The organism is Lacrimispora sp. 38-1 (assembly GCF_049890855.1).
In the GTDB taxonomy this organism is placed as follows: Bacteria; Bacillota; Clostridia; order Lachnospirales; family Lachnospiraceae; genus Lacrimispora.
Genome location: NZ_JBANEW010000058.1, coordinates 252514 through 273905, shown reverse-complemented (window position 1 = coordinate 273905; position 21392 = coordinate 252514). Strand labels below are relative to the sequence as shown.

At 38.1% G+C, this 21392-nt stretch carries 20 protein-coding genes; all 20 read right to left on the bottom strand.

Annotated features, from left to right (window positions below):
* Positions 1–308, bottom strand: a 308-nt coding sequence (locus tag V7D18_RS16910; RefSeq protein WP_426155826.1) for a helix-turn-helix domain-containing protein, incomplete at its 3' end; no start/stop codon positions are given.
* Positions 309–611: 303 nt separating this feature from the next.
* Positions 612–797, bottom strand: a complete 186-nt coding sequence (locus tag V7D18_RS16905) for a CAT RNA binding domain-containing protein (RefSeq protein WP_426155824.1) — start codon at positions 795–797, stop codon at positions 612–614.
* A 1150-nt stretch (positions 798–1947) separates the two neighbouring features.
* Positions 1948–3417, bottom strand: a complete 1470-nt coding sequence (gene nagE / locus V7D18_RS16900; RefSeq protein WP_426155822.1) for an N-acetylglucosamine-specific PTS transporter subunit IIBC — start codon at positions 3415–3417, stop codon at positions 1948–1950.
* A gap of 72 nt (positions 3418–3489) precedes the next feature.
* Positions 3490–3744, bottom strand: coding sequence for an HPr family phosphocarrier protein (locus V7D18_RS16895; RefSeq protein ID WP_426155821.1), 255 nt, complete (start codon positions 3742–3744; stop codon positions 3490–3492).
* Positions 3741–4244, bottom strand: coding sequence for a PTS sugar transporter subunit IIA (locus V7D18_RS16890; protein WP_426155819.1), 504 nt, complete (start codon positions 4242–4244; stop codon positions 3741–3743). The genes V7D18_RS16895 and V7D18_RS16890 overlap by 4 nt, the downstream gene beginning before the upstream one ends.
* Before the next feature lie 21 nt (positions 4245–4265).
* Positions 4266–5093 (bottom strand): BglG family transcription antiterminator LicT, encoded by an 828-nt coding sequence (gene licT / locus V7D18_RS16885; protein WP_426155817.1) that lies wholly within the window; start codon positions 5091–5093, stop codon positions 4266–4268.
* Between the two features lie 154 nt (positions 5094–5247).
* On the bottom strand, positions 5248–5868 hold the full coding sequence (locus V7D18_RS16880) for a manganese efflux pump (protein WP_426155816.1): 621 nt from the start codon (positions 5866–5868) through the stop codon (positions 5248–5250).
* A gap of 66 nt (positions 5869–5934) precedes the next feature.
* The gene (gene lepB, locus V7D18_RS16875) at positions 5935–6501 is read right to left on the bottom strand and encodes a signal peptidase I (RefSeq protein ID WP_426155814.1); all 567 of its coding nucleotides are present in this window, start codon (positions 6499–6501) and stop codon (positions 5935–5937) included.
* 175 nt (positions 6502–6676) lie between these two features.
* Positions 6677–7963: a recombinase family protein gene (locus V7D18_RS16870; RefSeq protein ID WP_426155812.1), complete on the bottom strand. Its 1287-nt coding sequence runs from the start codon at positions 7961–7963 to the stop codon at positions 6677–6679.
* Positions 7960–9003 carry a recombinase family protein gene (locus V7D18_RS16865; RefSeq protein WP_426155810.1) on the bottom strand — a complete coding sequence of 348 codons (1044 nt, stop codon included), beginning with the start codon at positions 9001–9003 and terminating at the stop codon, positions 7960–7962. Before V7D18_RS16865 ends, V7D18_RS16870 begins: the two co-directional genes overlap by 4 nt.
* Positions 8978–10618, bottom strand: a complete 1641-nt coding sequence (locus V7D18_RS16860; protein WP_426155809.1) for a recombinase family protein — start codon at positions 10616–10618, stop codon at positions 8978–8980. Before V7D18_RS16860 ends, V7D18_RS16865 begins: the two co-directional genes overlap by 26 nt.
* Before the next feature lie 40 nt (positions 10619–10658).
* Positions 10659–10910 (bottom strand): DUF6870 family protein, encoded by a 252-nt coding sequence (locus tag V7D18_RS16855; RefSeq protein WP_426155807.1) that lies wholly within the window; start codon positions 10908–10910, stop codon positions 10659–10661.
* Between the two features lie 156 nt (positions 10911–11066).
* The gene (locus V7D18_RS16850; RefSeq protein WP_426155805.1) at positions 11067–13385 is read right to left on the bottom strand and encodes an FtsX-like permease family protein; all 2319 of its coding nucleotides are present in this window, start codon (positions 13383–13385) and stop codon (positions 11067–11069) included.
* The gene (locus V7D18_RS16845) at positions 13382–14065 is read right to left on the bottom strand and encodes an ABC transporter ATP-binding protein (RefSeq protein ID WP_426155803.1); all 684 of its coding nucleotides are present in this window, start codon (positions 14063–14065) and stop codon (positions 13382–13384) included. The genes V7D18_RS16850 and V7D18_RS16845 overlap by 4 nt, the downstream gene beginning before the upstream one ends.
* Before the next feature lie 99 nt (positions 14066–14164).
* Complete coding sequence (locus V7D18_RS16840; protein WP_426155802.1) at positions 14165–15202, bottom strand: sensor histidine kinase; 1038 nt, start codon at positions 15200–15202, stop codon at positions 14165–14167.
* 9 nt (positions 15203–15211) lie between these two features.
* Positions 15212–15898 carry a response regulator transcription factor gene (locus tag V7D18_RS16835; RefSeq protein ID WP_426155800.1) on the bottom strand — a complete coding sequence of 229 codons (687 nt, stop codon included), beginning with the start codon at positions 15896–15898 and terminating at the stop codon, positions 15212–15214.
* A gap of 111 nt (positions 15899–16009) precedes the next feature.
* A complete protein-coding gene (locus V7D18_RS16830; protein WP_426155798.1) occupies positions 16010–17662 on the bottom strand; it encodes an ABC transporter ATP-binding protein in 1653 nt (550 codons plus the stop codon).
* 20 nt (positions 17663–17682) lie between these two features.
* Positions 17683–18615, bottom strand: coding sequence for a radical SAM protein (locus V7D18_RS16825; RefSeq protein WP_426155796.1), 933 nt, complete (start codon positions 18613–18615; stop codon positions 17683–17685).
* Positions 18612–19961: a radical SAM protein gene (locus V7D18_RS16820; protein ID WP_426155795.1), complete on the bottom strand. Its 1350-nt coding sequence runs from the start codon at positions 19959–19961 to the stop codon at positions 18612–18614. Before V7D18_RS16820 ends, V7D18_RS16825 begins: the two co-directional genes overlap by 4 nt.
* A gap of 1 nt (position 19962) precedes the next feature.
* On the bottom strand, positions 19963–21384 hold the full coding sequence (locus V7D18_RS16815) for a radical SAM protein (RefSeq protein WP_426155793.1): 1422 nt from the start codon (positions 21382–21384) through the stop codon (positions 19963–19965).
* Between the last annotated feature and the right edge of the window lie 8 nt (positions 21385–21392).

Sequence of the window (21392 nt, the reverse complement as noted above, 5' to 3'; positions counted from 1 at the left end):
GAATTAATTATATATAACAATTCTTTTTTTTGTTTTAAGCTAAACTGGTTTAAAATTATTTCAATCTCCTCATCTATTGACTTTTTATCAATTCCTAACAATATGAATTCGCAGCTAACTGACAACGCTCGTGAAAGACGAAATAGAGTATCCGCAGAAAATCCTTTTATTCCATGTTCTATTTCGTATAAAAATTTAGGAGATATATCAGCCAATTCTGCCAATTTTTCTCGAGAATAATTGCTAGATTCTCTAAGTTCCCTAATATTTTTTCCTGCTTCTAAATAAAAATCATTAATCAATTTCATACTCACGTCCCTTTGCTTATATTAAATATATCATTATATTAATCTTTTTAAATGACCTATAGCAATAATCCCATAGAACAATAGCAGTATAAAATTATTTTAAATCTTTTAATTCCTGCTTTTAAACTTTTTAAAAATAATAAGAAATAAGCGTCAAACTTTAATATATAAAATATCATCTCGATATACAATATAAACAGATAATAGAAAAATTAAGAAGTCAAAAATATAGATTAAATCTAATTTGATTTAATATCAGATATACAATTTATAACCTATTCGCACTTTTGACCCCTATATATCTTAAGCTATGAAACTTAATGGATAATTAAAAGAAGACATTATGAGAAAATACAATAAAATTTTTTCTTTTAAAGATATGATCAAAGATGTACCAAAACTGATTTCTCTGCCCATGATGACCACTTCCTTGCCATATGGATACAGTGAAATGATAATATTGATATTAATAATTTTATGAATATTCATGACTTAGTATTAATTATCTCAGATGGTAAATGTATTATTTCCTTTCTTCCACCTCTTATTTATAAAAAGATTCTATACTGAATGTTGGGGTGTGCTTAAAAAGCACTTCACGTCGATTCCACCTTGAGATTTTTATTGAAACATAGTCAACTGAACAATCCTATCCTTGTTGTGGTTGTAACAACAAACGAGTTTACGATTACAGAACTCAGGAGATTGATGACATACCATTTCAGTAACGATTACTCTTGTTCTTCAGTAACGGTGATATCTCTGCACCAATTGTGGAAAACGATTTTCAGAATACTATTTCATCCTCCCACACCACCATCGAAGAACCAGACGATTGGCCTTTTAGGTTATTTCATTGCTCCGCCAGACTTTCTCCTTAAAACAGGTAGCCCTTCTTACCGGTGTTTCTGTCCAAACTGTTTGCCAACTTCTGAAACTCTCAACTATGCACCGCCAGATAAGTTACCAGAGGCTGTTTCCATCGATGAATTCAAAGGCGATGCTTCAACTGGAAAATATCAGTGTATCTTCGTGGATCCACTAAAACTCCGCATTCTCGACATTCTACCGGACTGCGCAATGCCCAAAAACACCTAATGATAGAATCATTAATTAAAACAGTTCTTAATTCAAGAATGGAGCGGGATTCAAACGAATCCCACCCCAATTATTGACAAAGGGCCAATTAAAAAACCAACTTTGACTATGAAAATAAGATATTATTTTCTTAATCAAAATTGGTTTTGCCTGCTTTCCAGTAACAATCCGATATTCACTTGTTTTAACTATAGCTGAGTTTTTTACCCTAAGAATTTCTTTCAAACTGTATACTTCTTCTGTTCAAAAAGAGTTCTCCAGCGTATTCAGATTAACATTGGAATGTTCAATCTCTCTGGAAAATCTATGAACCAACCGTACAAACTAGCCAGTTCTTCTATTAGTATAGTACATATACCGCGTCATCTTCACTTTCACATAGGGATGCTCATCGCAAACAGCTCCGCAGAAATAGTATAAAGAAATAGACCAGGAGCTGTACCAGCCACTGATTCCACTCCCTCTTTCTTTCCATATTGTCTAAAAAGACCTCGCACCAGCGATAAAAATCGTTAGTGCGACAGCCCCTTTCAGCCCAATATTATTTACAAAGCTTTTTAAATTCATCTGCAACGTGCTGAACCTGAGTTCCTACCACAACCTGAACGCTGTTCTTTCCAGGACGGATGACTCCTGCCACACCGGCAGATTTAATCTTCTTTTCATTTACCTTAGTGTAGTCAGCAATTTCCAGTCTTAATCTGGTAATGCAGGCATCAATACTGGTGATATTATCCTTACCGCCAAGTCCTTCCAGAATGATGGAAGCAACAGCTGTATAGTCATTATTGGCAAGAGTCACTGTACTCTCATTAACTTCATCATCATCATCTTCCCGACCAGGTGTTTTAAAGTTAAATAACGGGATTGCTAAACGGAATATTATGTAGTAAACAGCACCATAAGCAATACCGATTGGGATGAGCAGCCATGAGTTCTCCGCAAATGGTGCTTTGAAGCTTAAGAACCAGTCAACAAAACCTGCACTGAAGAAAAAGCCTGCACGTACAGGAAGTATTGCAATGATTGTCATGGAAATGGCTGTTAAACCTGCGTGGATTAAGTAAAGTCCGGGAGCAAGGAACATAAATGCAAATTCAATAGGCTCTGTAATACCTGTAAAGAAAGAACATAATGCGGCTGAGAAAAATAAACCGTATACCATTTTCTTTTTTCCTGGTTTTGCAGTATGGTACATAGCCAGAGTCGCTGCCGGAAGGCCGAACATCATGACAGGGAAAAATCCTGACATATACTGACCGGTCTGACCTAATATTCCGCCTTCTGCTGTACCCCAGAATTTACCGATATCATTCACTCCGGCAAGGTCAAACCAGAACACAGCATTCAGCGCATGATGAAGGCCAAGCGGAATGAGCAGGCGGTTAAAGAATCCATAAAGACCAGCTCCAACAGGTCCCAGACTTAGAATCATTTCACCGAATGCAACGATTGCAGAATAAATAGCCGGCCATACGAAGAACAATACAATACTGACCACCAAAGACGACAGGGCAGTAACAATTGCAACAGAGCGCTTACCGCTGAAAAACGCCAACGCATCAGGAAGCTTGGTTTTCTTAAACTTATTATAGCAGTTTGCACCGATAAGACCTGATATAATACCAATACACGGGTTTGCAATCTTACCAAAAGCTGGATTTACCTGAGATGCGTCAATTTTCATTAACAAAGCAACTGTTCCTGTTGAAAGAATAGTCGTAATCATCAGCCAGGAGACAAGAGCTGCAAGTGCGGAAGTACCCTCCTGGTCATCGGACATCCCTATACCTACACCGACAGCAAAGAGAATCGGCAGATTGTCAATAATTGCTGCTCCAGCTTTAATTAAAAAAGCAGCAATAACGGACCAGACTCCTGTAGCGGTCCCTTGCCCGGAAATTATGCTTGGGGCAATCCAGTATCCAATCCCCATCAGGATACCTGCTGCCGGAAGACATGCTACCGGAAGCATCAACGATTTACCTAGTTTTTGCAAATACTTCATCATAAAAAGAAACCCCTTTCTTTTTTTGTCCTGCCGGACATTTTTTATCCATACCTGCAGATCGGCAGGTTACGATCACCTTTTATCCAGAACAGACCGTATTGCGTAATACGCAGCCTCTTCATCCTCTCCCTCAAAGCGGAAGACAAGGACATCCCCTTTTTTTGCTCCAAGCCCCATAATAGCCAGGAGGCTTTTACAGTCCGCCTTTTGTAAACCCCAGTAAGCCTCTATGGTACACATATATTTCCCTGCCTCCATAAAAAGCTTAGAGGCCGGTCTGGCATGAAGCCCCATGGGATCTTCTATTTCATATCGATACTCCCTCATTTAACCACCTGCAATTCAATAACTGGTTCCAGCTCCTTTACTTTTTTACCAACATGACATTCCATATCCGGAAACTCCCCTGTATTTAAAATGATGACCGGTGTGATTAAATCATACCCTTTCTTTCTAATCTCCTCCAGTTCAAATTCCAGCAGAAGCTCCCCTGCTTTTACTGCATCTCCCTGTTTTTTAAAGGACCGGTATCCTTCCCCTTTTAATTTCACCGTATCAAGACCCACATGGATCATTACCTCTGCTCCGTTATCTGCAGTAATGCTGACTGCATGCATTGTCTCAAACATCACTGACAGCACTCCATTTACCGGAGCCACAATTCTTCCTTTTGAAGGGATTATAGCGATTCCTTTTCCCAGAATCTCCTCACTGAACGCAGGATCCTTTACTTCACTTAACGGGACTGCCATTCCTTCCACAGGTGCAAGAATATCCTCCCTTTTAACGCCCCCTCTTTTTAAATACTTCTTTAATGCTTCAAACATGCCGATTGGTTCCCCTTTCTTCTAGAGCCTCATTCTTTTGATATGAACTGCCAGATATGCAGTTTCCTCCTCTGTTACATCATGATGATATGACTCAAAAATATATTCTTTAATTTTTAGACTGCACTCGTATTCTTCCGGATACATTCCTGCTATGATATTACTGAATTCTGTATTTGCGCTGTTTAACAATTCTCCGGTAAGAATTCGCTGGGCAAGAAATCTTAAGTGGGTAATAAACCTCTGATAACTTAAGGATCCCTCGTCCGGTTCCATGGCAAAGAATTCTTTTACTATTTTTACCCCATTCTGAATCAGATTAGTCATATCGATCGTCTTATTCATGGCTGTATTGAGTTCTGCATTTACAATATGCATCGCTATAAATCCAGCCTCATCTACCGGAAGTCTGACTCCCACACTTCTCTCAATCAGTGCAACCGCATATTCGCCGATTAAATACTCTTCTTTGTAAAATGTCTTAATTTCACTGAGAATGGGATTTGAAAAAAACATGTTTTCCTTAAAGCGGTGAATCGCGAAACTTATATGATCAGTCAGTGTGATATATATATTCTGATTCAAAGTCCTGTTTAATACACTTTTCGCATAAGCAATGATTTCCGCCGACGCCTTGATGTGTTCAAGCGGAAGCTTCACAAGCAGTTCCTTAAACTGATCCAGACTGTTCTGGCTGTCTAACCGGAAGGTTTTTTCAATTTTGCTCTCTGCGACCGGGCGGCCCGCCTTAGTGCCAAAACCGATTCCTCTGCCCATGATGACCACTTCCATGCCATCCGGATCCAGTGCAGTTACAATATTGTTATTAATAATTTTATCAATATTCATAGATTACCTCTTATCAATAAAAAAACCAACTTTGACTATGAAAATAAAATGTTATTTTCTTAATCAAAATTGGTTTTGCCTGCTTTCCAGTAACAATCCGATTACTATTCACTTGTTTTAACTATAGCAAAGTTTTTGGGAAATGTCAATCTTTTTAAAGCTTACTAAAAGCAAGAAACAGAAACAGAACTCCGCTGAGCCAGGACAAATCCCAGCCTCTTAGTGCAGCAAGCCGTTTTCCCAGAAAAAGTCCGGTATACATCACGGCAATTCCTACTAAAAGTGCTGCCAGTGCTGCAAACCCCGGATTGATCATTAAAAACCCGGACAGAGCACCTGCAACCAGGCTGTCAATGGACATTGCAAATGAAAACATAACCGTCTCTTTCCATGACAGCGTTTTTGAATCATCCCAGTCAGCCGCCATGGGGTTTCCGTATATATTAATAATAATACTAAGCCCTGAAACGGAAAAAGTCAGATCTTTATGAACATGGACATGACTATTAATGTATTTTTTAATGGTATAGTCCAGCAGCTTCATCACTCCCAAAAAGAATAAACAGGAAAAGCCTGCTCCCTTTGCGAATGTTTCCGGCACAAAATTATCAATCACATTGCCGAATAACAGCGCTGCCCCCAGACAGCCGCTGCAGACTACATTGGCTGCAATTACCTTTATCCATGAAATGCCTACCCGGTTTGCACCATAGGCAATACTGGCAACAAACGTATCCGTACTCAGCGCCAGAACCAGAATGAAAATATTACGCATATTTCATCCATCTACCCTTTTTATTTTAATATATTCACAGGCAATTGGTTTGGCACCGGAATACAGCTAACTGATTTTTTTAATTCCGGGATAATAGCGGAACAATACCTTCGCCAGTATTTTATCCTCCGGTACATAAGGGTCACTCCAGTATCTGGCATCAGCAGAATTATTCCGGTTATCTCCAAGCATCAGATAACAACCGTCCGGTATGTTGAAATGATAATCCTCTGATTCCATGGGTTCCTTTAAATATGGTTCCTCAAGTGGAGTCTGGGACTGATTAATATAAACATGATTATTCTTAATGTCAACGGTTTCACCCGGCAGTCCGATAATCCGCTTAACCAGATGAATCTCTTCATTTCCAGGACCCGTCATGTGATCAAATATAACCACATCTCCCCTTTTGGGTTCTTCCTTAAACCGGTAAGCCAGTCTTGAACCGATGAGCCGGTCCCCTGTCATGATTGTTGTCTCCATGGACCCGCTTGGTACCTTGCTGTTGGCAATAAGAAACGTATTAATAAAAAATGCAATAACCGCTGCAATGACAATAATCTTCAGCCATTCAAACAGCTCCCTCTTTAAGCTTAGAGGCTCTTCCACTTCTTTGTTCTTTTTTACACTCATGTTTTTTCCTTCGACTGTTTTTTATTATTGTATCAAATGAAGAAAGAGGAATCAACTTATTATATCCCATTTCTTTTCAATTCTGTTCTAAGCCGTTCCAGTGCTTTTTTTTCAAGTCTTGATACATATTCGGCTGTCTTGTTAAGGACAAAAAATTTTTCTCCCTCATTCTCCGCTACAACTGATATGGATCCCGGAAACTCCATACAATGATAACTTTTCCATCGGTTTCAACATGGAAAGCCAATAGAAACCCTTTCATTGCTTCCTCATGCAAATGAGGAAAACGAATGTGCAAAAGCTCTGTTTCCATATCTGCAGTTTTTTTAACAAAGATATCTTCCGATATCTTTCCTGCTTTAAACCGCCTGTACAGTTTAAATGCATCACTCTGTTTTGCTGCTTTGTCACCTTTTTGTACTAAAAATACCAGCAGTTGTAAACAGGTAAGGATTGCCGTTTCCAGTTGTGAGTCCTGCAGATGTCCTGCAATGCAGTCAGCTCTGTTCCCGCTTTCATGTACTCTATATTTCTTTTTAAGGGACCTGGCAGCTTCAAATATTTCCCGTATCACAATACCCGGGTGCGCATCTGGTACAATGATCCAGTTTTCTTCCGCAATGCGGACATCCTTTTTGCTCCCTGTCTCTTTTGGCGCTACCTTTCCATATACCGCATCTCCCACATATCTCTGGTCGGACAATATTCTGGTAACCGTTCCTGCTGTCCAGTGTGTTTCTTTCTTGCAGCCGGTGCAGTGGAACTTTTCTTTCCGCTGTCTGCGTACCATATACGGAGAAGGGATTCCTTCATTATCCAATAAACAGGCGATGGATGTACTTCCCATTCCGCTTAAGAACAATTCAAAAATGCGTCTGACAACAACCGCACACTCCTCATCCACAAGCAGCTGGTTTTTACTCTTTTCCGCCTTTTTATAACCATACGGTGCAAAAGCTGTCACAAACTTTCCCTGTTCTGCCATCATCCGCCGTACACTTCTTATCTTCTCCGAAAGATCCTTACTGTATGCCTCATGAATGATATTCTTAAAACCAACTTCAATGGCTCCTGCCGCTCCTATATTCTCAAAGCTGTCAAAATGGTCATTCACCGATAAAAACCGTATGCCGAGAAATGGAAAGATCTGTTCCAGATAATTTCCTGCTTCAAGATAATTTCTTCCAAATCTGGAAAAATCCTTTACAACAATACAATTGATCTGGTGTGACTTTGCCATTTCCAGTAATTTTTTTATCCCAGGACGGTCAAAATTCGTACCGCTGAAACCATCATCCACCAGTTCGATAATCCGGCTGCCGGAAAGTTCTCTATGCCCGCGGACAAAATCAGTGAGTAAAAGCCGCTGGCCGGATATACTTTCACTCTCACGGGCTTCCCCTGAATTATTATCCTCATCCGATATCCGCAGATAGAGAGCGGTTACGTTTTGCCCGCTCATCCTGCCGGCCCCGTGTAGTTGGACCCGGGCCCGGACTTCTTCCTGCCTGCAGCCTTGCCTGAAGTCTCAATTAACTGCCGGACCTTCTCAAAAGCAGCTTTATCAATAATTGCTTTATGTGTATTTTCTATGTAATTCCATTCTGATTTTGGAATTTCGATCTTTTGTCCCCCTTTGTAATAAGCAGAATCACTTTTACGCTCCACCATACAGCCGCAATAAACCGGATTTTTCAAGATACCCAGGACCGAACCGCTGGACCAGTGAGACAGGGCTTCTCCTCTGGTTCCCTTAATGAAACCCCTTTCATACAGAAGCCTGCTATAGGAAGCAGTTCCCTGATCATTTAAGATTCGTGCAATTTCAGCAGCACTGATCCCTTCCAGACGCATTTTAAATATATCACGTACTGTGCCGGCCGTTTCTTCGTCTATCTCCAGTTTATATCTGTTGTTATCTGATTTTTTATATCCGTAGGGCGCAAATCTTCCCAGAAACAACCCCTGTTTCTTTTTCGTTTCAAATACCGTGCATATTTTACGTGAAATATCCTTTGCATATATATGATGACAGATATTTTTGAGTGAAAGAACCAGTTCGTCATTGGATGTAACAGAAATACTGTCATAATTATCATTAATGGATATAAACCGCACCCCCAGGAATGGGAAAATTTTTTCCAGATAATTTCCCCCCTCCATATAGTTTCTCCCAAAACGGGAAAGATCCTTCACTACAACACAATTGATATTGCCCTTCTTAATTTCCTCAAGCATGGCTGCGAATCCCGGTCTGTCAAAATTAGTACCTGTCATACCGTTATCGTAAAATATGGAATGCAGAGTCAGCCCTTTTTTTTCTGCTATATAGTTTTTTATCATCTCAATCTGGTTTTTGATGGAATCGCTGCCGCATCCATTATCTTCAATGGAAAGCCTGGCATAAACAGCGGTATTATAAGTTGATATACAGGCTTTGTCCGGAGAAACGGATTCCAGCAGATCTCGATTATTTCTATTTGGTCTTGCCAGTAAAACCACCCCCTGTATGGTATACTCTTTCAAACTCTGTGGAAAAAGTAAAATAAACCCGCAGTGTATTTTTATCCGTCACTTCAATTTTTTCAATCAGTGACGCCAGCAGCGGACGTGTCAGCTCCCTGATCTCTTTATATTTTCTGAATTCCTCAATCCATCCGTTTTGTAATTCATAATTATTGAAAAAATTCCAGCGTTCCTCATTTAATAGTTTGACCGCCTCTTTTATCTGCCTGCAGTTCTCTTCATAATTTGATTTCCATGCAAAGTAATGATCCTGGTTTACAATTCCCTTTTTATAATCTTCATAAAGCTCCAAAATATTTTTTTGACAGTGGCTGTACTCTTCCTGTTTTTTTTGAATACGCAAATCTGTTTTTTGTACGTCAGCCTGTTTTAAAGGTAACGCATCTATGTAATCCAGAATCTCATCCATCTCACAGGCCGTATGGATCACTTTTTGCAGTACTTCCAGCACACAGGCGGTTAATTTAAGTTCGCCGATCCGGCTTCTGCCCGTACATTTTTTTCTGTCTGTCTTTTGTGTCCTGCATACGTAATAAACATAGGTTTTGCCGCCGGATTTAACAGGTCTTCTAATCATACCATGATGGCAGCTTCCGCACTGCAACAAACCGGAAAACAGATGAAGATCATCATTTTCCGGTGCAGTTCTCGTATCAGCAGCCATCAGCCGTTTTACCAGGGCAAAATCATCTTTTGAGATAATCGCCTGGTGTGTGTCAGCTACTTTCATCCACTGGGCTGGGGGCTTTTTGAATCTTTTTTTTATTTTGTAATTGGGGCTGCTTTCCTTTCCCTGTATCATGGTTCCGGTATAAATTTCATTTTTCAAAACACGGAGAACAGAAGCAGCAGACCATTTTGCCACCGGCTGAAGCTGGAAAGAAGTGCTGTAAGCCCACCCCAGCATCCGTTTGTACTCCAGCGGCGATAAAATACCCATAGCATTGAGACGTCTGGCAATACCCTGATTGCTCATGCCCTGAATTTTCCATTTAAATATGTCGCGGATTGTCATTGCTGCGTAATCGTCTATTACCAGCTTATACTTATTTTCCGCTGACCGAAAATACCCATACAACGGAAATGCCCCTATATAATCCCCCTGTCTGCGGCGTATATTCTGTCCGCTTCGTACTTTAATAGAAATATCCCGGCTATACGCATCATTAATCAGATTCTTAAAGGGAATAATCATACCATCTGACTGGCTCAGTTTACTGGCGCTGTCAAAGCCATCGTTAATGGCAATAAAACGTACTCCCATAAACGGGAATACCTGCTCAATATAACGGCCGGTCTCAATATAATTTCTTCCGAAACGGGACAAATCCTTTACAACAACGCAATTAACAGATCCTTCCCTGATATCACGCAGCATTTCTCTCACGGCAGGTCTGTCAAAGGATACCCCGCTGTATCCGTCATCGATCCGTTCCGAGCAGATCTCAATTTCAGGCTTATTCTGTAAAAATGACCGGATTAATGTTCTTTGATTTGAAATGCTGTTGCTCTCCATTTTATCTCCGTCGTCTTTTGATACCCGGATATAGATTGCTGCTTTATATTTTCTACTTCCATCAGATAAAACCATAAAAACCTCATTTCACCAGCTCTTGCATCGCTGATCTGCGTTATGCATTTTTTAAATACTGCTTCAGCCGGTCATTTAAAGTAGTTTCCGTATCTGAAAATACACATTGGATTACCATGTCCCCGTACTTAAAAAGATATGGGTTTTTAATCTGCCTGATAAAATCAACAATCCGTTCTTCTTTTGGCAATTCCGTGTTTATTTTTACAGAGCAAATGTCCACTAATGTATCTATATCAATACTGGATGGATCAATTGCACGTAACTGCTGTAATTCATCTGCAGTCAGCATTCGCTCACCTCTTTGCAGGTCTTTCATATAACTCTATGAAAACTGCGGATTGTCCTATTACCGAAAGGAGCGTCCCGGAGCATTGACAGCTGCACCGGAAAAGCGGTTAAAGTAATTAATTATACTCTAACCGCTTTCCATACAGAAATTATTTAATTACCATGCATTCACTACATTTACAATCACCATTTCTTCAATCTTCTTTGTTGGTGAAATTGCCGCCGCAAAGGTTGTTAATATGGCGGCTGAAATTATAATACTCAGGACGAGTAAAGGCGGCTGCCAATTTTGGCCCCAGTTTGCAGTAATTAACATGTTAAAGAAGATCCGGTGTAAAAGAAGCCCCAAAATGCCTCCCGTAATGCTGCCGGTTATGGCATATGCAGCTGCCTCTGCCATAACTACCCGCTTTAACTGCCCGCCGGACATACCAACTGCGCGCATGACTCCATAATGATTCATTCTGCCAGACACACTGGCATTAACCGTATTAATAATATTAATCAGTGCGACAAAAGCTATTACCAGTAAAAATCCATATACAAATACAGCCATCGCAAAATAACCGGTACGGACTTCATTGTTGTGCTGCTGCAAATCAAGAAGTTTTATCTGGGCAGGAAGCTTTTGTCTGACCTGATCAGATATATCCTGTGTTACCTGCATATCAATGACCTTATAATCAGAAATGCCGGTCAGTGCAGTAAACGTAGATTCGGAACAGACGATGATCCATTCACCGTTCTCAGAATCAAAGGGAACTCCTGAAACAATTCCATCAACTTTTACTTTATATGGTATTGCTCCGATATTCAGCGTAACTACATCTCCGATCTTCCAGCCAAATCGTTCTAAATACCCGTAATCCACCAGTACACCGTTTCCATTCTGCACCTGATCAATATCGCCCGAAATCAGTGCCTCCTTTGCCCATTGAAACTGGGGTTCATCATAGGAAACAAGGGTTGCTGTATTTGCTCCATTTTTATCGCTGGCCTGGATATTGGTATAGAACATTCTCCCATACACATTTTTTACATACGGAAGTGATTTAAGGCTATCTTTCAGAGAGTGATTCAGCTGTGCTGTATTCTGATCTCCTTCCAGTGTCATATCAGGAGCATATGGCTTTAAAGGACTTAAAGCATGATTCATGAAGGTAACAAGAATCGTAAAACACAAAAAGAGAATAATGCTGATTGCAAAAGATCCGGAAATTAATATCATGCTTTTGGTATTTGAAAAAGCATGGTTTAATCCCATTGCTATATCAACAGGAAACAGCTTTGTATTTGATGCTTTTGTAATACTGTAATTATTAAATTGATTGATATTGCCTGTAACTGCTTCCTGGGGCGAAACTTTAGCCGCATGTTTTGCCGGTGCATCAGAAGCAATCATCACTACGATTATTCCGGTCCCTGCTCCGGCAAGAATTCCCGGTAAACTGATCTTAAACATGGGCATGACTGGAAGGTACTGGGAATTTAATCCATTGAGAACGGCAATTGCTATCCATAGTATGATACTGCCGGCTAATACCCCTGCCGGAATCGCTCTCAGGCAATACTGCAGTCCTTCCAGCCTGACATAGCGTCTAATCTGTTTTTTTGTCGCGCCCAGGCAGCGCAGCAGACCAAAAAACTGAGTTCGTTCCAATATACTCATATTAAAACTGCTGGCAATCATAAAAACGCCTGCCAGTAAAACGAGGACGAATAAAATACCTGCAGTAAGATAAACCGACAGCATGGTAGAATTATCACTCTGTCCCATTAACCCCAGAAGCATCACATTTGTTGAAACCTGCTTATCAGACAATTGATATTCCGCTTTCAGCTGGGAGAGAGCTTCATTAATATTTACTTTGTTTTTAAATTGAATATAAAAAAACTCCTTATACTGGCTGGCCGGAAGTTCACGCATTCCCTCTGGTGATAACTGCAGACCGTGAGCATCCGAACCTTTTAAAGTAGAATAATCCCGATACATTCCGCTTATCTGATACTTCCGTACCTGCCCATCGCTAAAAGCAACCTCTATCCAGTCTCCAATAGAAAGGTTAAATTGTTCCATCGCCGGTCTGTCCAGCAAGGCCTCCCGGGCAGAAGCCGGATAGTGTCCGTTTGTCACAATTAAATTCATCTGCCTGGCAAGCTCCTCGCTGCTGCTCTGTACAATTAATTCCTTTCCCTTATAGGTTGTATCTGCAGCCATACCAAGATACCCGGCCACATTTATATCCTGCCGTTTTCCTATTTTTACAGCAAGATTATCCGGAAGATCAGATATGATGGCATGCCAGTTGCCATAGCGGCGGATTGCCTCATCTGTCTGGGATCTTAAGCTCATATCTGCCATTCCAAAAATAGTTGTTACCAGCATAACTGATACAGTAATGCATATTACCGTCAGCCGGCTTTTCCTTTTGTGTACTCTGGCATATTGAAAAACAAGGGAAAGATAGTTATTCATTGAACATACCTCCCCAGATCAGTAAGTATGCCGTCCGTCACCTCTAAAACCCGGTCAGCTGCAGAAGCAAGGCCCCTGTTATGAGTAATCATGATTATCGTCTGCTGGTAACGTTTCGATGCTGTCTTTAAAAGTGCTATTACTTCAGCACTATTTTGAGTATCTAAATTTCCTGTGGGTTCATCAGCAAGAATTAGCATAGGACGCGCAATGAGAGCTCTTCCGATGGCCACCCGCTGCTGCTGGCCTCCGGACAGCTGACGCGGCAGATGGTTTCGTCTGTCTTTTAAAGATAGTACAGAAAGTATTTCTTCTACGTATTCCGGGTCCGGTTTCTGGTAATCAAGCAATAGTGGAAAAACAATGTTCTGCTCTACATTGAGTTCCGGTATTAAGTTAAATGCCTGAAAGATAAATCCGATATTTCTGCGGCGAAATATGGTCAGTTCCTCATCCTTCATCTGGAAAATATTTTTTCCGGCTATCATCACTTTACCTGACGATGGCATGTCAAGTGCGCCTATCATGTTCAGTAATGTACTTTTTCCAGAACCCGATTCACCCACTACTGCAATAAACTCACCTTTCGGAACAGTAAAATTCACATTTTTTAATGCCTCAACTGCCGTTTCTCCTGAACCATAGGTTTTACAAAGAGCACTGATTTCTAATAAACTCATAATCTGCCACACCTTTCTAAACAATTGATTTCACACAATTAATTGGCTTAATTCAATGTTAGAATAGCATTGTTTCATTACCCGCACATGAATCTTAGATTACATTTTAGTAATATTTGGAAAACACATGGTAAAAGTACTTCCTTCGCCCAGAACGCTATTTACGGAAATGGTTCCATTGTGTGCCTCTATAATCGCTTTTGCAAGAGGAAGCCCAAGTCCAAGCCCCTGCACATCTCTTGAGAAGCGGCTGCGGTAAAATCGCTTAAAAATATGATAGATGTCTTCCTGATGAATACCGCTGCCATTATCCCGGACCTTAATCTGTATCACAGATGGCAGCTCTTTCCATTCAATTTCAATGAGGCAGCCCGCACCAGTATGATCAAGTGCATTTTTTATTAAATTTCCGACCGCCTCTGCTATCCAGTTCTTATCACAAAAAAGCGACGAGGTTTTTGAGCCCTGTAAGGAAATGATCTTTTGTTCCTCACTGGCCTGAAATTCAAACCGGGATTTAATACCATTCATCATTTCGGCTATGTTTTCTGCTTTTTTCTCAACAACAATTGTTCCTGCATCTAATCTGGATAGTTTTAACAGATTCTGAACCAGTACCTCGATCCTGTCCAGCTCCTGCTCGGACAGCGAAACAAATTCCTGTATTGCTGCCATATCCATGGATTCATCCTGCAAAAGCCCGTTGTAGATATTAAGCGCAGCCAATGGGGTTTTTAACTGGTGGGAAATATCAGAAATAATTGCCTTTAAAAACTCCTTCATCTCCTGTTCTTTGGCGGCCTGTGCATTCAGTACGGAAGCAAGTGTATTAACTGCATGAAACAATTTATACAATTCGCCTTCATGATTGCAGTCAATACTGATGTTGGTATTGCCTGACAGGAATGAGTTTACCTGCGAAGCAGCCTGTTCAATGATTTTATTTTGCTTCCGGAAATAAAACAGAGAACTGCTTAAAATACATACCGCCAGCAATAAAGAGAGTATAAAATATTCAATCATTAATTTTCCGCAAAAACGCCACGAAATCAACTGGATCAGGAGCATAAAACAGCCTAGTATTAAAAATTCCCGAATAAAAAAATTTTTAATTTCTGCGGTCGTAAAAATTTTCATTCCGCCACCTCAATCATTTATATTCCATTTATAACCCATACGTCTGATTGTCAGCACCATCTGCGGGTTGCCAGGTTCGTCTTCAATTTTCAGCCGCAGCCTGCGTATATAAACGTTCAATGTGTTTTCGTCGATATAATCCCCCTCATTATCCCACAGTTTATCTAAAATCGTATCTTTTGTTAGAATTTGATTTGGATTTTGCATGAAAAGGCAGAGCAGCCGATATTCCACTGCAGTCAGATCCAATGGCTTTTGCCTCTTATAAGCCTGTCCCTGCAGCAGCAACACCTGTATACCATTAGAAGCCAATTCTGTTTCTGTGGTCTCAAAGTGCTTTGCCCTTCGCAGCAAAGCATTGATTCTTGATATAAGCACCCCAAGTTTAAAGGGCTTGGTAATATAATCATCACCCCCCATATCAAGACCCATGACAATATCCGTTTCCTCGTCAAAAGCAGTCAAAAATATAATAGGTACTTTGGATATCCGGCGCACTTTTTCACAAAATTCAAACCCTGATCCATCAGGCAGAGATACATCCAAAATTAATAAATCGTATTTTCCATCTGCCCACTCTGCATTGGCTTCTCTCACCGAACGCGCAATATCCAGATCATACCCCTGCTTTTTTAAAGCATAGGAAAGTCCGTTAATTAAACTCAAATCATCTTCAAGCAATAATATCTTACTCATTTTTCTCCAAACAATTTTATATTTTGAAATATTGTACAATTACCGATAGCACTTATTACCATTCATTGCTATTATATGCGATCATTCATGGAATAGCAATGAATGATCTAATTAAAATACCTCTTTTCTTAATTCTAAAATTTTATTACAGATCTTCAGAATCCTTGGACGGTGAGTAATTATTATTATTGTCTTTCCTTCCAGATATCCGGGCAAAATCTGGCATATATGATCTTCAGATTTAATATCAATTTCAGATGTAGGTTCATCCATAATATTAATTGGTTTATTTTCCATTATCAGCCTGACAAATGAAATTTTTTGAGCTTCCCCTCCCGATAAATTCATTTTATTTTCTCCGATTATTGTATCTAAACCATCCGGAAATTTTAAAAGATCAATTGTGAAATCCCTGCATATTTCAAGTATTCTTCTATCTTCATATTGGTGATCAGGATCAATAATCGATCTGAGGGTACCACTTAAAAAATAACAGCTTTGCGGCATACAGCTTATATTTCTTCTTAAACTTTCAACCTTATAATCATCAATTTCAATTCCATCTATTAAAATTTTACCTTTATAAGCTTTACAACCCTTTGTCATTAGTTTCATTAATGTAGTTTTGCCACAGCCATTATTGCCGATGACTCCTACTACATCACCTTTATTAATTGAGTAATTTAATTGATTTATAATTAACTCTCTTCCATCATACTTAAAACTTAAATCATTAAATACTATATCTCCATTCATATTATTAGCAGTGTAATTGCCATCAGAAATAACATCATCACTTTCTAAAAAGGTAATAACTTTTTTTAAAACTACCATTGTCTTTTTTACTTCCAGATAATCAGCAGTTAACGTTAAGATTGGACTATAAATCCTCTGTGTATACAAGACTAAATTGAATATATCTCCTATACTTATTATTCCATCTAAATTCTGCTTTGTTCCAATTACCAGTATTGCGAATACTGACAATACATTAAAAAAAATACCTATACTATTAGTTAAAGCGGAGAGCATGTTTTGTTCAATAAATTTCGAAATTACTCCTTCATTTCTTTTCTTAAAATTTGCAAATACAGTATTTTCGTATCCAGTCATCTGTATACCCGTTATATTATTTAATGTCTCATTAATAAAAGATAAAAATTGTCCCATCAGACATCGTAACTCTTTTTGATTGCTTTTAGCTTTATTGCCAACAGCATGATAGAGACAGCAGAAAATAACAGCAAGCAAAAGAAGCAGGACCCCAAAATAAATATTAATATAACTGATATAGATAAACAAACCACAAATAAGCAATAAATTTGTTAAAATTCCCAATATTATATTTGACAGAAAAATTTCTATTGATTCAATATCTTTCTCTATAATTGTTACAATCTCACCTACATTTTGCTTATTCCAAAAGGTGCAATTACTTTTCAGTACTTTATTATAGGCTATCTCCTTTAATCCCCTGCCTATATTTTTACCCAATGAATAAAATGCTGCTTTCTGAAAATAATTTGATATTACTACAATTATTCCAAATAGCAGCATATAGCAACACTTTAATAATATCGATTTATAGTTTATTCCATTATTAATCTCATCAACTATTATCCCTACAAATCCAGGGAAAACAACTGATGAGATTATAAACACTAACATGGTCAAAAAACAAGTAACCTGTTTCTTAATAAAATATTGATAGGTAATACAACTATCCCTGTTTAATATAGTTAACAATTTAATTATTTCGTTCAATAATATCACCTACAAACAGCTTAGCAGTTTAACTTGTCCAGGATCTCATCTAAATATTTTATGTCATTATTTAAAAACAGATCGTAACATGCGTGACATGTGTCTGTATATTCATGCGTCAAATTCATTGGAACATCGTTTTTGCTAATATAGTCAAAATACGGCTTTATTCCATTATTCGCAATGTATTCCGTGTGTCCATTCGTCTCAGCTTTTTCTATCAGCTCTGCCAGAGATTGCTCATAAATTGATCCAACACAACGACTGGGAACAAAGGAACAAATATTTCCGCACGGATATACCTCTCCGGTTGGAGTCACTGACAGCATCCCCTGTTCTCTGCAAAATTTATTGATATCATTTGTATATATAAAATCATTCCTGTTGAATTTTTCTTTTGCTCTGCCTATAGGGTAACAGCTTATCTCCGTTAAAATATTTCCAAAAGCTTCATTTTCTATATGCTCAAGAAGCCCCTTTAACCTACTGCTGTTTTTTGTAACTGTACAGCCAAGCACAACCCTGACATTTACAGTTCTTCCGGCTCTTAAAACATTAACAATGTTTTTGTAGGAAACATATTTTCCATGAAAATCATCCGCACTTATTTTAATATGTTCCGCTCCATTTTCTTTCAGCTGCTCTAATTTTTCAACTGCATGTTCATATGTATCGGCCCAGTAGCAGTTTGTTGTTATGGTTAATGCCAGCTGCTGTTTTCTTACATAGTTTGATAATTCCAGCAACTCGTCATAGTAAACAAATGGCTCACCACCAGATATTCCAATTAATTTTATACCTGCATCTTTTGCTTCTTTTATCAGTTTTTTAGCTGTATCCAGGCTCATTTTTTCTTCCCGCTTCGGCGAACATGAAAAAATACATATATCACACTCTGCATTACACTTATAGGTATAAATTAATCCCAACATATAATATTGATTCAATTTCATTCCAATCCCTCCTCTAAAAAAGTTTGTTTCCGTATCTTATCCATATTTCTTTTTACAAAAATATAATATTTTAAACTATTACTATAAATAATTTTTGCAAATTCACAGTATAAATCTTTATGATCTATTGATTTACAGCCACCGCCGCATAATCTTTTTGCCCAGCATTCATTGCAGGATTGATCATAATGAAATGATCTGTAAAAATCCTTCCAGCTTACCCCTTCATTTATATTTCCAGAATATTTGTCAGCCTTGTTTAAGGTCCTGCAGCATTTATAAATGTCTCCACTTGGCGTGAATTGAATTGTAAATGGATTAAAATACATACAGGATTCTTTCAATAGTTTCTTATCAATAAAACAGTACACGTCCGTAATGTTTCTTAGGGACTTAAAGTTACCTTCTAAATATTGAACCATCATAAGATTTAAAATTTCACCCATCTGTAATGAAATTTTCTTCATGTCATCCGCGTCAATAAGTAAATCCGTTCTATTTGTCTCAGCTATATCCACATATACCTGGTCGAAACCAATGTTCCATAGATATTCCACATCTTTTTTAAATGTAGCCACTCCAGGTTTACTTAATGTCATCCTTGCAATAATATTTTTATAACCATTGCCCCTGAATTTATTAACACATTCTGCTACTTTCTCAAATGACCCTTCTCCATTCTTAAAAACCCGGCAGAAATTATGAATATCTCTATTACCGTCTATACTGATATTTATACTGATATTGTTTGCGATAATCATTTCCATAATTTCATCATCCATTATTGTTCCATTCGTAGTCAGCAGATAGCTAATTCTTTTATTTCTCTCTTTTGCCTTTTTATTTATATATTCAATAGAAAACTTCACTACCTTACTGTTTAATAATGGTTCTCCGCCAAAAAACCGGACACTATAATAGTCTATGTCCTTATTTGCGTATTTAAAAAAATAATCAATGCATTTCCGGGCCATATCTACTGACATAAAATTACTGGTTTCTCTTTCTCCGTATTCCCCAAAACAGTATTTACACTTCATATTGCACGATTCAGTTAGTGATAACCATAATTTATGTACAACATTACCCTGTTTCCATTGTTCTTCCGTTATTTTTGTGTGATTTCTTATTCTTGTTTTCTCATGAGAGCGGTTATCCGAAATTATATTTAAGTAGTCGTTTAATTCCTCACTGGCTTCATACACTTTTACTCCTGAAGCAGACATCCGAAGCAGCTCACAATTTATAGGTTCAATAGAAGGATAAATCATTCCACTTTCCCCATTATATAAAAAACAGTCCTGGTTCATAGAAAACGGGAATATAGTTTCATAATTGATATTCAAATTATCTCCCTCCTGACAAAGATTTCAGCTTTTGTGGATATTTAATTTGCAGTCTGGCATACAGCCTGAGACCTTCCTGGAAAGTAATTTTGCTTTTTACGCATAACTGTTCTGATGGAATATTAATATCACCGTTATAAACATCATGCTCATAAGGGCAGCCATCTCCGCAGTATAACTGATACCAGCATTCGGTACATTTATCAACTTTTTCTTTCTTAAGTTTCTTCGAAAGTATATCCAGACTGTCATTTTCTATATTTCCTAATTTGTGTCTCTCATCCCCTATAAACCTATGGCATCTATATGCGTCTCCTGACGGAGAAAAAATAAATATTCCATTTTGCCAAAAATAACAATTACTCGTAAAATCTTTTCTATCAATCGTTTTAATTATTTCAATAAACGGAGAATATACATATGGGTCATTATTTACGATATTTTGATAACTAATATCAGCCAATTCACTTATCTGTTTTTTTAATTCCATATAATCATCAAAGTTATATGTATAATTCTCTCCAAAAACTAAATTCCCATATACATTTTTTATTCCCATACTCCACAGCCAGGTAACTGATTGTTGGAAATAACGTATACTTTGGGACGTCAGGCACACATAAGCAGACAACCTGGTGACGACTTTGTTCAACTGATTCAAATGTTTTATAATTACATCATAAGTAGCTCCTCCAGATTTATAACCTCTATTACTTTCATGAATTTTCTTCAAACCGTCAATACTTACATTTACATGAAAAATATTGTCTTTAAATAGCTCCAATATCTTATCATTTAGTATTGTGCCGTTTGTTGTTATACTATAGCGGGCAATACCTTTTAGATTTTTTAACAGATGGTTTATGTAATTTACAGAAAAGATTATCACTTCCTGATTCAACAATGGTTCTCCGCCAAAAAAGACTATATCATATATACTCTGCTCCCTGTTTATCCGCTCATACCAGTAGTCGATACATTTTTTTGCTGTTTCAACACTCATCTGCTCTTCACTTAAGTATCTGTCACTTTGCTCAAAGCAGTATTTACAATTTAAATTACAATTATGTGTAACACTAAGCCATAAATTACCTTTAAAGGATTCTTTCCCCTCAAATAAATATTCTTTTTCAAAATAGTCATATACCTTTTCTGTTTCAGTCAAAAATCCTTTCTCAAAGCTATCCCTCATGGTTTTTACAGCATTTTTTATTTCATCCAAATTATATTTCTTTTCTAAAATCCGGAATATCTCATCATTATCATCATGATTTCTCAGATTGTACATTGGCGATAACGAAAGAAGATCGTTTACTAAGGGATCCACTTTATATATCAATCCACTTCCCCCATCGAACACAAAATCCTGATCTTCTGCTTTAAACGTTAAGAATGGACTGATCTTATCATTTAGCTGTTTCATATTGCCTC

Coding starts and splice junctions, on each gene's coding strand:
- V7D18_RS16825 (WP_426155796.1), bottom strand. CDS start 18,615: ATGAAATTGAATCAATATTATATGTTGGGATTAATTTATACCTATAAG.
- V7D18_RS16840 (WP_426155802.1), bottom strand. CDS start 15,202: ATGAAAATTTTTACGACCGCAGAAATTAAAAATTTTTTTATTCGGGAA.
- V7D18_RS16890 (WP_426155819.1), bottom strand. CDS start 4,244: ATGTTTGAAGCATTAAAGAAGTATTTAAAAAGAGGGGGCGTTAAAAGG.
- V7D18_RS16860 (WP_426155809.1), bottom strand. CDS start 10,618: ATGGTTTTATCTGATGGAAGTAGAAAATATAAAGCAGCAATCTATATC.
- V7D18_RS16815 (WP_426155793.1), bottom strand. CDS start 21,384: ATGAAACAGCTAAATGATAAGATCAGTCCATTCTTAACGTTTAAAGCA.
- V7D18_RS16850 (WP_426155805.1), bottom strand. CDS start 13,385: ATGAATAACTATCTTTCCCTTGTTTTTCAATATGCCAGAGTACACAAA.
- V7D18_RS16905 (WP_426155824.1), bottom strand. CDS start 797: ATGAATATTCATAAAATTATTAATATCAATATTATCATTTCACTGTAT.
- V7D18_RS16845 (WP_426155803.1), bottom strand. CDS start 14,065: ATGAGTTTATTAGAAATCAGTGCTCTTTGTAAAACCTATGGTTCAGGA.
- V7D18_RS16835 (WP_426155800.1), bottom strand. CDS start 15,898: ATGAGTAAGATATTATTGCTTGAAGATGATTTGAGTTTAATTAACGGA.
- licT (WP_426155817.1), bottom strand. CDS start 5,093: ATGAATATTGATAAAATTATTAATAACAATATTGTAACTGCACTGGAT.
- V7D18_RS16855 (WP_426155807.1), bottom strand. CDS start 10,910: ATGCTGACTGCAGATGAATTACAGCAGTTACGTGCAATTGATCCATCC.
- V7D18_RS16895 (WP_426155821.1), bottom strand. CDS start 3,744: ATGAGGGAGTATCGATATGAAATAGAAGATCCCATGGGGCTTCATGCC.
- V7D18_RS16880 (WP_426155816.1), bottom strand. CDS start 5,868: ATGCGTAATATTTTCATTCTGGTTCTGGCGCTGAGTACGGATACGTTT.
- lepB (WP_426155814.1), bottom strand. CDS start 6,501: ATGAGTGTAAAAAAGAACAAAGAAGTGGAAGAGCCTCTAAGCTTAAAG.
- nagE (WP_426155822.1), bottom strand. CDS start 3,417: ATGATGAAGTATTTGCAAAAACTAGGTAAATCGTTGATGCTTCCGGTA.
- V7D18_RS16870 (WP_426155812.1), bottom strand. CDS start 7,963: ATGAGCGGGCAAAACGTAACCGCTCTCTATCTGCGGATATCGGATGAG.